The 14,397-nt window shown below is 39.4% G+C and carries 11 protein-coding genes; 3 read left to right on the plus strand and 8 right to left on the minus strand.

All coding sequences use genetic code 11. From position 1 onward, the window contains the following. The first annotated feature begins 188 nt into the window (after positions 1-188). The 3 genes from leuS to ACYPZI_RS04185 are packed head-to-tail and all read left to right on the plus strand — an operon-like array spanning position 189 to position 5,599. A complete protein-coding gene (gene leuS / locus ACYPZI_RS04175) occupies positions 189-3,059 on the plus strand; it encodes a leucine--tRNA ligase (RefSeq protein WP_459598910.1) in 2,871 nt (956 codons plus the stop codon). Positions 3,060-3,082: 23 nt separating this feature from the next. Then, positions 3,083-3,946 carry a YitT family protein gene (locus ACYPZI_RS04180; protein ID WP_459598912.1) on the plus strand — a complete coding sequence of 288 codons (864 nt, stop codon included), beginning with the start codon at positions 3,083-3,085 and terminating at the stop codon, positions 3,944-3,946. A 3-nt stretch (positions 3,947-3,949) separates the two neighbouring features. Continuing rightward, complete coding sequence (locus ACYPZI_RS04185) at positions 3,950-5,599, plus strand: ArnT family glycosyltransferase (RefSeq protein WP_459598914.1); 1,650 nt, start codon at positions 3,950-3,952, stop codon at positions 5,597-5,599. 154 nt (positions 5,600-5,753) lie between these two features. On the opposite strand, the gene ACYPZI_RS04190 is transcribed toward ACYPZI_RS04185, so the two are convergent. From ACYPZI_RS04190 to ACYPZI_RS04225, 8 genes are all read right to left on the minus strand, one after another. Next, the gene (locus ACYPZI_RS04190; protein WP_459598916.1) at positions 5,754-7,103 is read right to left on the minus strand and encodes an alpha-L-fucosidase; all 1,350 of its coding nucleotides are present in this window, start codon (positions 7,101-7,103) and stop codon (positions 5,754-5,756) included. Positions 7,104-7,257: 154 nt separating this feature from the next. Then, on the minus strand, positions 7,258-7,614 hold the full coding sequence (locus ACYPZI_RS04195) for a beta-xylosidase family glycoside hydrolase (protein WP_459598918.1): 357 nt from the start codon (positions 7,612-7,614) through the stop codon (positions 7,258-7,260). 110 nt (positions 7,615-7,724) lie between these two features. Beyond that, positions 7,725-8,426 (minus strand): rhamnogalacturonan acetylesterase, encoded by a 702-nt coding sequence (locus ACYPZI_RS04200; RefSeq protein ID WP_459598920.1) that lies wholly within the window; start codon positions 8,424-8,426, stop codon positions 7,725-7,727. A 104-nt stretch (positions 8,427-8,530) separates the two neighbouring features. After that, positions 8,531-9,481, minus strand: a complete 951-nt coding sequence (locus tag ACYPZI_RS04205) for a pectinesterase family protein (RefSeq protein WP_459598922.1) — start codon at positions 9,479-9,481, stop codon at positions 8,531-8,533. 4 nt (positions 9,482-9,485) lie between these two features. Continuing rightward, a complete protein-coding gene (locus ACYPZI_RS04210; RefSeq protein ID WP_459598924.1) occupies positions 9,486-10,862 on the minus strand; it encodes a pectate lyase family protein in 1,377 nt (458 codons plus the stop codon). Between the two features lie 109 nt (positions 10,863-10,971). Beyond that, entirely contained in the window at positions 10,972-11,103 is a 132-nt protein-coding gene (locus tag ACYPZI_RS04215; protein ID WP_459598925.1) for a hypothetical protein, read from the minus strand. Between the two features lie 14 nt (positions 11,104-11,117). Continuing rightward, positions 11,118-12,755 (minus strand): glycoside hydrolase family 28 protein, encoded by a 1,638-nt coding sequence (locus ACYPZI_RS04220; RefSeq protein WP_459598927.1) that lies wholly within the window; start codon positions 12,753-12,755, stop codon positions 11,118-11,120. A 67-nt stretch (positions 12,756-12,822) separates the two neighbouring features. Then, complete coding sequence (locus ACYPZI_RS04225) at positions 12,823-14,385, minus strand: DUF5123 domain-containing protein (protein WP_459598929.1); 1,563 nt, start codon at positions 14,383-14,385, stop codon at positions 12,823-12,825. Positions 14,386-14,397 lie beyond the last annotated feature (12 nt).

A 14,397-nucleotide genomic window follows, 5' to 3' on the forward strand; every position in this document is an offset into this window, starting at 1 on the left:
CTTAGGTTTATGTTATCTAATTGATTAAATAGATTGAAAACTATGCGACACAGAGTAATCTCCACTCGAAAGAAAATCATTATCTTTGCGCCGATACAAATAAAAGATGATATTAATGTCGTCTAATAAAGATACTTGAAAGAATAATAAACAGGTCCGAGACCTTGAAATCTAGCATATTTTGAGTTATGGAATACAACTTTAAAGAAATTGAGAAACGTTGGCATCAATATTGGATTGACAACAAAACTTACAAGGTAACAGAAGATAAAAGCAAACCAAAATATTATGTGCTCGACATGTTCCCATACCCATCGGGAGCGGGGTTGCATGTGGGGCATCCTCTCGGATACATCGCATCCGACATTTACTCACGCTACAAACGGCTGAATGGCTTTAATGTGTTGCATCCGATGGGCTATGATGCTTACGGGCTTCCTGCCGAGCAGTATGCGATACAAACCGGGCAGCATCCGGCCATTACCACGGCTCAGAATATTAAACGTTATCGTGAACAGCTGGATAAGATAGGCTTCTCTTTCGATTGGAGTCGTGAGATACAGACTTGCGATCCCGGATATTATCATTGGACTCAGTGGGCATTTGTTCAAATGTTCAACAGCTATTATTGTTACGATGCGCAACAGGCACGTCCAATATCAGAGCTTATCGAAGCCTTTGAACAAGTGGGTACAGAGGGCTTAAATGTCGCATGTTCCATTGAAGATAATAAATTTACGGCCGAAGAATGGTGTAGATATTCAGAGGAAGAAAAGCAGCTTCACTTATTAAATTATAGAATAGCATATAGGACTTTGACTAAAGTTAATTGGTGTGCTGATTTGGGAACAGTATTGGCTAACGATGAGGTTATTAATGGACTGTCGGAACGAGGAGGGTTTCCTGTTGTACAGAAATTAATGAGTCAATGGAGTCTTAGGATTTCAGCTTATGCTCAACGTTTATTAGATGGTCTTGATAAAGTCGACTGGAGCGACTCAATAAAGGAAACACAGCGTAATTGGATCGGTCGTAGCGAAGGTGCGGAAATAAGGTTTAAAGTAAAAGACTCAGCTATGGATTTCGATATTTTCACAACGCGGCCAGATACGATATTTGGAGTAACATTTATGGTTTTAGCCCCGGAAAGTTTTTATACTTTACAAATAACAAAGCCAGAGAATCTTGCTGAAGTGAAATCATATATCGAGGCAACAAAACGTAGAACAGAAAGAGATCGCATATCTGATAAAAAAATGACAGGAGTCTTTACCGGTGCTTATGGCATCAATCCTTTCAATGGAAAAGAAATTCCTATCTGGGTATCTGACTATGTCCTTGCCGGATATGGAACAGGCGCTATAATGGCTGTTCCGGGACACGACGGCCGTGATTATGCTTTCGCGAAGGCCCATGATTTGAAAATTATTCCATTGATCGAAGGCTGTGATGTATCGGAAGAAAGCTTCGACGCAAAAGAAGGGATCATGATGAACTCCGGCTTCCTAAACGGATTAGAAGTAAAGGATGCTATTGAAAAAGCAAAAGGATATATAAGAGAAAATGAACTAGGGCGCGTAAAGGTGAATTACCGTTTGCGTGACGCGATTTTCTCCCGTCAGCGTTATTGGGGCGAGCCGTTTCCGGTATACTATAAAGAAACATATCAGGAACATGTAGAGAAAATGTATGGTAAAGGTTCTGATATAAATCTTTATCCTGATGACCGTATTCCATATATGATTCCGGAACATTGTTTGCCGCTCGAATTACCGGAAGTAGATAAATACCTGCCTACCGAAACAGGCGAACCACCATTAGGCCGTGCAACCAAATGGGCTTGGGATACAGTGAATGAGAAAGTTGTAGATGTCACTTTAATTGACCGTAAAACAATATTCCCGTTGGAATTGAATACTATGCCGGGCTTTGCCGGTTCTTCCGCTTATTACTTGCGCTATATGGATCCGCATAATAATGAAGGGTTAGTTTCAACTGGCAAAGATGAATATTGGCGTAATGTGGACTTGTACATCGGTGGTACGGAACATGCTACCGGACACTTGATATACAGCCGTTTCTGGAACAAGTTTTTGTTCGATACAGGTGTTTCTTGTGAGAACGAGCCATTCAAAAAGCTGATCAATCAGGGAATGATACAAGGCAGGAGTAATTTTGTTTATCGTATCAACGGAACAAATAAATTTGTGTCTTTGAATCTGAAAGATCAATATGAAACAACAGAATTGCATGTGGATGTAAATATTGTGAGCAATGATATTCTCGATTTGGATGCTTTCAAAGCATGGCGTCCTGAATTTGCAAACGCCGAATTTGTACTCGAAGATGGTAAATACATCTGTGGCTGGGCTGTGGAGAAAATGTCAAAATCGTACCATAATGTTGTAAATCCTGATGTAATGGTCGATAAATATGGTGCGGACACGTTGCGTATGTACGAAATGTTCTTAGGCCCTTTAGAATTATCCAAGCCTTGGGATACCAACGGAGTAGACGGTGTTCATCGCTTCCTACGCAAAGTCTGGAATCTTTTCTACAAAGGAGAAGAGTTTGCTGTAACGGACGAACAACCGACAAAAGAAGAATTGAAATCTCTGCATAAACTGATAAAAAAAGTGTCGGGAGATATAGAGACTTTTTCATTCAATACATCCGTTTCCGCATTTATGATATGCGTAAATGAGCTTACATCTGCTAAATGTAGTAAAAAAGCCATTTTGAATGAATTGCTTATTTTATTGGCTCCTTTTGCTCCTTTCGTTTCAGAAGAGTTATGGCGTGCACTCGGAAATACAACTTCAGTTTGCGATGCCAAGTGGCCTGTATTCAATGAAGAATATTTGGCAGAAGATTCATTCAAATATGGAGTAGCCTTTAATGGTAAAGTACGCTTTGAACTGGAATTTCCGGCAGAAGCGATACAGGCAGAAGTGGAAAAAGTTGTGTTGGGCCACGAGTTAGCTCAAAAATGGCTTGACGGAAAAATACCTAAGAAAGTTATTTTTGTTCCTAAAAAGATGATTAATGTTGTCCTTTAAAATATACTCTAAAAAATATAGAGATGTCTAAGCGCTATTTAAAAGAATTTTATTGGAAAGATTATGCGTTGATATTTGTCGGTCTGGCCGTATATGCTGTTGGGTTGATCGGGTTCATAAAACCGGTAGGCATTGTAACAGGTGGGTTAACCGGTATTGCCCTGCTTGTAGAGTACGCTTCCGGTATACCATTGCAGTATACTTATTTCCTGACAAACTGCGCATTGCTTTTTGTGGCATTGAAGCTACTGGGTTTGAAGTTCATGATTAAGACTATATACGGCGTTATTGTGCTCACCTTTTTGCTTACTATTTGCCAGATGTTCATTAAAGAGCCGATAGTGAAAAACGAACCTTTGCTTTCGGGCGTTATCGGCGCCATGATGTGCGGAGTGGGCATCGGACTGGTTTTTAGCTCTAATGGTAGTACGGGGGGAACAGATATTGTTGTTGCCATAATCAATAAATATAAGAACATCGCTTTCGGGCGAGGGATGCTTTTGTGTGATTTTGTCATTATCTGTTGTTCGTATTTTGTACTTCAGGATTATCAGATAATAGTTTATGCTTTGCTGGTAATGGGTGTAATGACCTACTGTATCGATATGGTTATAAACGGTTTTCGTCAGTCTGTACAGATACTTGTGTTTTCGGAGAAATACGATACCATTGCCACTGCCATAAATGAAGAATTGCATCGGGGATGTACTGTTTTGGATGGTATGGGTTGGTATACGAAAAGGCCGACAAAAGTTCTTATTGTTTTAGCAAAACGATCCGAAGCAGTAGGAATATTCCGTTTAATAAAAAGTATCGACGAAAGGGCATTTATTTCTCAGAGCACTGTTCGCGGTGTTTATGGAGAGGGTTTTGACAAAATAAGATAGCCTATGGCTTTTAATACATCCTACGTAATATTAATTTTTTTCTGGATTCTTGTTCTATTATTTAACAGGAAAGAAATCAAATATGCCAATACCCTTACTCCCTCTGATAGGGGATATATTTATTGGTCGCAGATTATAATTTTTCTGGGAATTATTCTCCGGACTATATCTCTATTTTCTTTTCCGGCAGGTATTTCTTCAGACGAAGCAATTAGTGGTTACGATTCTTGGTGCATAACCAATTATGGTGTCGATAAGCATCTTTCGTCTTATCCGGTTTATTTGCGTTCGTGGGGTAGTGGACAGAGTGCACTATATGCTTATTTGGGTGTGCCATTTATTAAACTATTTGGTTTATCCTCCGGAGTATATAGGCTGCCAATGGCTCTTATTAGCTGCATCTCTATTATTACTTTCTATTACACTTTCAGAAAATACAGTAAAAATTACCTGTTAGTTTTTATTGTTGTTTTGATCTTCTTCCTCAATCCATGGCATATAATGAAAAGCCGCTGGGCTTTGGATTGTAATCTGTCGCCCGATTTTATTCTGTTGGGAGTTTCATTCATCATATTAGGGTATCAGTCCTTTTCGGAGAGAAAGCAAACCTTGTATTATGCCATTAGCTGTATTTTTTTAGTCTTGGCTGCTTATGCCTACGGGGTAAGCTGGTTTATGCTCCCATTTTTCATCCTATTCCTTGGATTTTATTTGTATAAGAAGAAAAGAATAAAGCCTTATCAAATAGGTATTTGTCTTGTATTTATGACGATATTAGTTTTACCTCTTCTTCTTTTTGCTATAAATTTAGTAGTGGGTGGCGAGCAGTATCAATTGGGGGTAATTACTATTACGCAGCTGAAAGAAAGCAGACATACTGCAACTACGCTGCTGGGTAGTGGTGATGTATTTCTCTTTGTTTGGGAGGCTTTTCGTCTGATTATATTGGGTGATGATAAACTTGTGTGGAATGGATTTCGATATATTGGACAATTTTATAATATCTTAGGTATCCCATTTTTTTTCTTGGCCTACATTAGGTTGATAAAAACTAAAAGTTTCAATGTTCTCGATAATATATTCACTATATGGCTTATAGCATCTCTGCCTATTGTGCTGATAGTGGGGCCAAATGCTAACCATTGGAATATATTGTGGTTCCCGGTTATTTATTTTGTTGCTCGTGGACTTATGTTTTGCATCGAAAAGGTCAAACGTGCAAAGATTGCGGCAATATCTCTTATTGGATTATTGACTGTTATTTTTACTGTAAAATATATTTGTTTCTTTAATGGGGAAAATGTGGAATATACGGGTTTTCTCAAAGGAATAGATAGTCATATTAAGTTTGTTGGACAGAAGAATTTCGATAAAGTTTATTATTTTTTCGAAATTGCCCATGTTGTGCCTTTGTTTTATTCTCCGGTCAGTCCCTACGATTTTGACAGGACTAAAGAAGTACTCGATATCAGTATGCCAATAGAGCAAATGAAGAAATATTGCAATAGCTACTTTTATTTGCCGGACGAAATAGTGCCTGTTCCCAAAACAGCTTATATTATACCGAACCTTGATCTGGAAAGATATGTTATAGAGTATGATAAATTCAATGTGGATAGGGGAATCCAATATACATTGCTTTGGACAGATTAATAGTTTATGCATCTTTGAACTAAATTGTCGCATTGGGTATTTGAATCTGCGTTTTCCTTTTTTTCTGAAAGTATATTCAATGATGGAAAAGAAAAAGGTAGCAAAATGGCTTAATCGTTAGTTTCTACTTTGTTATAAATCACTTAAAGAGTATTTATTTAGCCCCGTCAATATTACTCTTACTTTCTTTTGTTTCTTTAGGAGACTTGAATTTTGCATTTTCAATTTTCAACACAATCGGGTTCGGCCATTGGTTATTTGTATACAATCTGAGTCCGTTAACAGCACTTATTGTTAAGCCAAGGGGCGAAGCGTAATGATAAATTTTAGCATCTGCACCTTCTCTGTATTCTATCAGTTCGCTAGCATAACCTAAAATACTTACTTGAGTCTTCTCATTTGCTTCTATTGATTTTATCGTAAACTCTTTTCGGGTTGCGTAAGGCCAATTTTTCCCTCCCTGGACAAAAGCATATATAGTTTTCTTATCTTTTGACTGCGTAAACCAGATGTCATTTTCGCGGATTATATCCCATGCCCTTGTCGGATGTATACCTTCTGCATTTACCAAATTCCACAAAGCGAGTTCACGCAACAACGCTTCTTGTTCTATCTGTATTTCACCATTCGGTTTAGGCCCTACATTCATTAATAGGTTTCCTCCTTTAGCTCTTGTCTCTATCAGCATATTTATGACTTGTGTGCCACTTTTGTGCGGATCATTTGTCGGTTTGTATTGCCAGTCTGTCCCCATTGTGAAACAAGCTTCCCAAGGGCTTGGTATAGGTTTGTTGGGTAAGGTTTGCTCGGGAGTCTGCATCTGCCCTCGTGTAACTACTATTTCCGGTTGTAATTGCCATGCGTATTCTTTAAGTTCTTCGGCAGGACCATCGAAGAAAATAATATCAATCTTGCCGTATTGAGTGAGTAACTCTTTTAGTTGTGCTTTATCAAGGCTCATCAATCCGGCATTATTTTTAGGGTAGTGAAGAGGGTGCTGTAAACGCCCTATCGGGATATTATTTTCGTATAAGTAGTAGAAATCTTCAGGAGAGAAATACACCCCGATTGCAATACCTTGTTTGCGGAAGGCTTCGAATACCTCTTTTACCACATCTCGACCAAAAGGTGTATTCATTACGTTGAATTTTGTCGTCTTGGTATCCCACATGCAAAAACCGGAATGATGTTTGGTCGTGAAAACAACGTATTTCATTCCTGCCAGTTTTGCTAAGATTGCCCACTCATCGGGATCGAACTTCTTCGGATTAAATGTTTGTGGTAATTGTTTTGTAAAGCGGTCAAGATAATCTTCAGAAGCTCCTGCCATTGAATGGCTGATGATTGCTCCAACTTGAGAATCAAAACTCCAATGAATAAACATTCCGAAGCCCAGATCTGTAAACCATTCTTCGCGGTCGGACAAATTTACTGTTTGTTGAGCTTTAACTCCTAAAAAGAAAAAAATGACAAAAATGAAAATACAGAGAATTTTTTTATTCATGATTCCATAATTGTGTTTAAGATTTTGATAAAAGTAACACAAATTCTCTGAATATGGAAATAGATTATTCTAACACTTCGTATTAACAAAAAAAAATTAAGAGCAGGAACCCGAGTACTGGCTCCCACTCCCAATCTAACCTAAAAACACTATTTTACATTCCACTAACTTCGAACCTGCCTATATCTGTACGACCTCCGTCATTCATATGAGCGGGGCGTGTACAGAATGTGCCTATCTTGGCACCTATCCATTTCCCTTCCTTTGCTTTGAAGGCTCTGCCAATGTTTTTATATTTCTTGTTATCCGTACTGTAACTGAATATGCATATGTTGTCAGGCTTCACTTGCACTCTCAGGTAGACGGTATTGTCTTTTAGTAATACAGATTCATTTATTTCTTCTTTAGTACCCTTTTCAGCATTCAAACATTCATTTTGCGAGAGGGTAAAACCTTCTTCTTTGTTTTCAAAAGATAAAAGTGCATAATCAAGCCCCATGGTTTGTGCCATTTCCTAAGTCAGAAACCCATACTTTTGAGACATAGTTAATTTGAGTACCAAGATTCTGTACTGCAACACAGGACAATAGTCCTAAAACCAATTTGAGGAATATATGCATTCTATCTCAACTTGTTAACCAATCCTTCTATCTTTTGCTCCCTCAATCCTTCAACAAATAGTTCTGCCATAGCATTGGCTCCTTTTATATTGAAGTGGGTATTATCGGTATTTCCTTTTGGAAAATTCTTGTTTTCGCCGGGTCTCAGATGTAGAAAAAGAGACGCGGATTCTTCTTCTCCGAGTGTTGTAACCAATTTTTTGCTCTTTTCATACATATCGATCATGGGAACTCCTTGTTTTTTGGCGACATTTCGGGCCAGATCGAGATATTCCCCATGTGAATCCATAAATAGCCCATTCTGGTCGAATCGCCTTCTGACAACTGACGTGCAGATAATCGGAGTCGCTCCTTTCGCTTTCGCTTTTTCTACAAACATTGTGAAGTTTGCAACATATTCTTCAGGAGTGGTGTATCGATCCTTTTTCTCTATGGAAGCATCATTGTGACCGAACTGTATAATCAGATAGTCTCCCTTTTGTATATTATCGATAACTTGTTTCCACAAACCTTCATTAATAAATGATTTTGAACTCCGTCCGTTTTTTGCGTAATTATCAACTATGATATTGTGATCGAAGAAAATTGGCAATAACTGTCCCCAGCCTTTTTCAGGAAAGGGTTCGGAAACAGAATCTCCTGAAATACTATCTTTTACTGTCTTAAACAAAAGCTTATCTGCCATTGTAGAATCTCCTATCATGAAAATTCGTTTTTGAGAGAAGACAGATAAGCAACATATAATAAAAACTGAAAATAAGATTATCTTTTTCATAGGTTTCACTATTTTTCTTCTTTTATTGTTTTTCATTTCGATAAGGGATTCCAGTTATCACAGCCACTTAGTACATTTTCCAATGTATATTCTTTAGCTTCTGCTGAAGATAAGACTTTAGACCACTTCACCCGTTTTGAGGTATCAGCTCCCGCGCCCTTGTTGTTATACTCCATATAGCGGGCAGTCTTTTCGTTTTCCGGATTGCGCCAGTTTTCCCATCCTTCCGGTCTGATCTTTGGTGGTAATGTACTGTTCATAAAAAGAGTCATGGCATAAGCACGCCACGGACGTCCCAGATAAACAGCCGGAACATTTTCGGCGACAGTAATTGTACAATGGTTGAAAATATATCCGTATTTAATATTCTGTGGAGTATTTGCCGCTGTGATATATGAGTCTTTTTTGCAGTGGATTGTACAACCTTCGAACCATGTAGTCGCAGGCCCGAAAATGAAATCGGTAGTACCTTCGATATAGCAGTTCTCGATATACTGCCTTGCTCCGTCACGCCCTGCGTATAAAGTGTCCTGATGCCCTGATAAACGGCAATTACGAAGTATGACACGGTCGCCCTCGATATGCAATGCTACCGCTTGTCCTAATTCTTCGGAAGAGTTCTCTATTGTCAGGTTCTCCAGTATGATATCATTTCCGCTCAATAAGAATGTATAAGTCTTGAAAGTACCCATCTTATTGATATTGGCATGATCGTCGTAATTGATTACTGTCTTATCCCTGTCTTCCCCTATCATTTTTATATTGGTGACATGTGGGGGTATAACAAGTTTTTCCTTATAAATCCCGTTCTTGATACGTATTGTGATCTGTCCTCTCGGATCGGCTGTACGCACGGAGTTGATTGCCTCTTGTATATTGCGAAAGTCTCCTGCTCCGTTACGGTCTACAATATATTCTGTCTTCTCTTGTGCTAGCATATTAAGGGAGAAAAGTGTAAGACAGATCAGCATTATTTTTTTCATCCTTTTACTTTTTTTCAATCAGACTGTTTAAATATACTTCAAGATAAGTATAGCCTTCTTCATTCAGATCGTTCGCCAACTTGCCCGGATAGTGCTTTTCCATCCATTTGTCGGGTATGCCGTCTATATCCGGGTCCACAATGACAAGAGTTGGATCGTATGTATATACATCCCATCCACCGACATCATTTTGAGTATCTATTAGTCCGGGCTTAGTTCCGGCATTATGTGACGCCCTCTTGGGAGCTAAACCTTTTTTTACTTCATTAATTACACGGGCATCGGTCTTATCTCTTTTATAAGAGGCTCCGGCATGCGCCAATACTTTTTTGTAAGCTGTTTCAGCATCGTCGGTCGCCACAAACGGTACTTCAAAAGGCATATATGAAACCAGTTCCTGAATATCTTTTGTTTCGGGATTCGGTTGAAGTCCAAGATAATTATTCTTAGTTACCTTTTGGTTGCCGAAAACGAAGTTGCCATTAAGATGGAAGGTTCCCCAGACCCCTTTTGCCTGCTTGTTTACTCCTTCATCTGCATTCGGCGCAAAAACGCGGCTACGATTGGAGGAAGTAGGAGCCGGCTTGTAATAGTTGTTGACAAAATTGTACCTGCCTCCTTCTCCTGCGTATCCGCTGTTACTTCCCCAATTGTATATCACATTATTCCTGAAATCGACCAGCTCGAGTTCCGCCTGGTTGCTATACCTGCTTCCACACATACGTGGATTGCGGCTGTCGTGGTGTGCTAATAAGTTATGGTGATAAGATGCTTTTTTACCTCCCCAGATAGCTCCGTAGCCATGACTACCTTTCTCGTGTACAGAAGCCCGGAGGCTTTCTGATATAATACACCACTGCATAGTAAAATTTTCATTGTCATAGAAAGAAGAACACTCATCTGTGCCCCAGCTCATGGAACAATGGTCTATTATAAGATTCTTATTGCGCATTCCATAGAATGAATCATCCTGTACTCCCATCAGGTCTCCCAGACGGAAGCGCATATAACGAACAATAACGTTATCTCCTTCAACCCGTACAGGATAATCTGCTATACAGATTCCATCACCGGGAGCACTTTGTCCGGCGATAGTTGTACTGTCTGAGATTGTTAACTTTGATCTTAAATGGATGATTCCTGCAACCTTGAATAATATTGTTTTCGGTCCCGGTCTCTTTAAGCACCAGCGAAGAGAACCTTCCTGTGTTTTCTTATTGCCTGCCAGGGTGTCCTCAAGCGTATTTACGTAATATACTTTGCCTCCGCGGCCTCCGGTAGTATACATGCCTCCACCCTCGGCTCCGGGAAAGGCGGGAGTTTGAGCTCCCATATACAGAGAACCCAGTAACCCAACTAAAAACAATGCCAGTTTATTCATCTGATTTCTAATTTATTTATCAAGCATAATGCTTAGCATAATAAATGGCCCTACTGTTTTAGGGTCGTTATCTCTTACAGGTTCATTTATATAGTATTCGTAGCTTCCGTCACGATAATTCTTTTCCCCTCCCAGTCCAGCCACAGCACATCCGTCCGTAACGGATATAGTATTTTGCCTTAGCTTCTGCCGTGAAGACAGATGCTAAGGACAAGAATACCAAAAGGATTTTTACCTTCATAAACCTAACCTTCTTTATTTAACCTTGCTTACTAAATCCTTATTCAAACTTGCGGGTAATTTTATGTTTTTATTTTCGCCGCTTATATTTACCACTTCTTTCAGAGTAGCGGGGTATTTAAATTCAACCAATTCAAAGTCACTCACATTTTTCAATATCAATGCCGGGCCTTGTTTTGGTATTATATTTACATTTTTGAAATGGATATCTTTCGATTCAACCAGTTCCGCGCCTAACGTCGCCGATATTGTTACATTCTCTACATTGATGTTGGAAATCTTCATTTCGGGTAACCCATTGAAGAACATGGCACGACGCGCATTACGTGAGGTCAGATTCTTAACGTGAATGCTTCTGAAAGAAGGCGTCGTTTCGTCTACATCAGGGACTGTTTCGTCAATAGGCATTTCATCTCCGTCTTCTAACGATTCCGAGGCGGACTTACCTTCATAATATAGGTCGAAAAGGAATGATTCTGTCGTAATATCAAACATATTGATGTCTCTGATATAGATGTTTTCTACCACTCCTCCGCGTCCCCGGCGGCTTTTGAAGCGAAGGCCTACATCTGTTCCCAGAAATTGGCAATTCGATACAGAGATATTCCGTACACTACCCGACATTTCGCTGCCGACAACAAAACCTCCGTGTCCCTGAAATACTTTACAGTTATCGATCAATACATTCTCTGTAGGACGGTCGCGACGCCGTCCGTTTTCATCTTTTCCCGATTTTATACAAATAGCATCGTCTCCAACATCGAAAATACTATTCACTATAATCGAATTTACACAAGATTCGAGGTCTACCCCGTCTCCATTTTGCGCATAGCCGGGATTGCGTACATAGACGTTATCAATAATTACATTCTCACACATTAAAGGGTGAATATTCCATGCCGGAGAGTTTTCAAATAAAACGCCTTCAAGAAGTACATTTTTACATTCGATAAAGCTAACCATTACAGGTCGTAGAAAGTCTTTAATTTCCATCCATTCTTCCTCAGATAAAGTTCCTGTAGGGACGTTCATGTCGCTACGTTCAAGACCTTTCAGGGAGCCTTCGGATGGAAACCAATAGTTGTTGTCTTTAACAACTCCCCCGGAACTAATAACTTTTTTCCAGTGTATTTCCGTGACCTTGGCTTTCTTCAGAGGACGCCATGCTTCACCCGAGCCGTTTATCGAGCCTTCGCCTGTTATTGCTATGTTTTCGAGATTCCGAGCTGAAATCGGGGACTGGCAACGGCGTGTATCGAGACCTTCGAAGATAGTATTTACGAGCGGATATAAATTAAAATCTGCTGAAAACAAAATCAAGGCTCCTTTTTCGAGGTGAAGATTGATATTCGACTTGAATACTATCGGGCCTGTATACCACACCCCTGAAGGGACATTGAGCGTACCTCCTCCTTTCAGGGAAAGGGCATCCATGGCTTTGGCAAAAGCTTCGGTGTTTAATGTAACTCCATCCGGCGTGCCTCCAAAATCGCTTATGGATACTTTGTTGTCAGGAAATACAGGTCGGTTTATTTGCGGCATCTGAAACGGTATATCCTTATACAAATAGGTATAACGATCATCTGCCTTTGCTTCATTTATTGTAAAAAATATACAAATAAGAGGGAATAATATTCTTGTCAATATTCTCATGTCTGTTTTTTTTGAAAAAGAGTAAAGGTTGAAAAGCCTTTACTCTTTTCTTTCAATTAGTATTTGATTATTTTATCCATCTAGGGTCACCCGCTGTTACCATTACATTTCCAACAGTGAAGTCACCATTGGCTGCATCTGCGAATTGAGGGTTAAGCTCTGTTGCAGAACATTGAGTAGGATTAGTATATAAACCCACCCACAGTTGATAGCAATTATAGTAAACATTAGTTGAATAAGTTGCAGTAGCAGTCATATTCGCCGCATTTCTACAGAAGTTACCGGCAGTAGTAAATGTAGTTGTCGCATTTCCTGTTTCTACAAAAAGACAGTTTTTAACCTGGAACGTACTACCTGCATTAATTCTGAATAGCCCATGATTATTAGTGTTGTCGTAGTTTGATATTTTGTAGAATGTACAGTTGGTAAACGAAATTGCACCTGCTGTTGCCTGCATCCGCAAGAATGTACGGAATCCGTTATAAAATGTAGTGTTCTGCACTGTCATTGACCCTAGTGTACCTCCACGTAAATCTATACCATCTCCACCACTGCCTTCTATATTATGGATCAGACTGTTTGTAATAGTAAAACTACCAATTTTACCTGCTGTGTTGTTATATATCAATTGATCTTTATAGTTGCTTATATCACAATCATCTATAGATAATGTTTTGAGGTCACAACCTGAAAGTATATTGAAGAATTGGGATAATTTGGCTATTGTAGGATCTTCATCCCCACGGAAAGTAAGCGATTTTAACTCCAGAGAATTAACGGAAGAGCCGCAAGTAAGTTGTCCGTAGATAATTGGTTTGTCACTTGGTTTATATCCACTTATTTTGACTGACTTAGTAATCTGATAAGTACCCAGGCTAAAAGTCCCCGATATAATAACAAATTGATCTCCTTCATTAGCCGCATCCAGTATTGCAGCAAGGTTATCCCCTTCTTCTATGGCAGTTGCACCACCTAAATCCAATAACGTTGTAAATTCTATTGTTCCACGGGTCTTAGTACCATTTTTCATTACGGCAGTATATTTTGTATCACCCGTCAATCCGGTGATAGTTGCAGCACCTGCCGCAATTTCAGTAGCAGTTACAGTATGCTTAATATCCCCCGGAGTTAAAATAATCTCTGTGCCAACTTGTCCTGCGGACCAGCGAAGAGTTACTTCTGTTGCCTTTAATTCTTCAGGATCAATTGGCTGGAATATTTGTTCAGCATTTGTCTTCACCGTGCCACTTGCCCATTTTGAATCCGAGATAGACGCACCGACAGCTTTGATACGGATAGAATAACTTGTTTCACCGTCCAATCCGGTTATTGTATAAGGATTGGTAACAGTGCCATTTGCAGTAATACCATCTAAAGTCATGACAGGAGTTCCTTCAAAGTTAAGATCTCCATTTGCAAATACTTCTATTGTATAGCTTTCGGCATTCTTTACAGAACTCCATGTAAGCAGAACATTTGTCCTGTTAGCTATCTGCAATTTAAGATCTGATGGCGTAAACAAACGATCGTAATCGATGCTTGTGATTTCGTCATCCGGTTCCGAGCATCCCGGCAGGATTATCATCAACGATAGTCCCAATATATAAAAGATATTCTTTAGCTTATTCATAATCTGCTCTTT

It is taken from the genome of Dysgonomonas reticulitermitis (genome assembly GCF_054601275.1).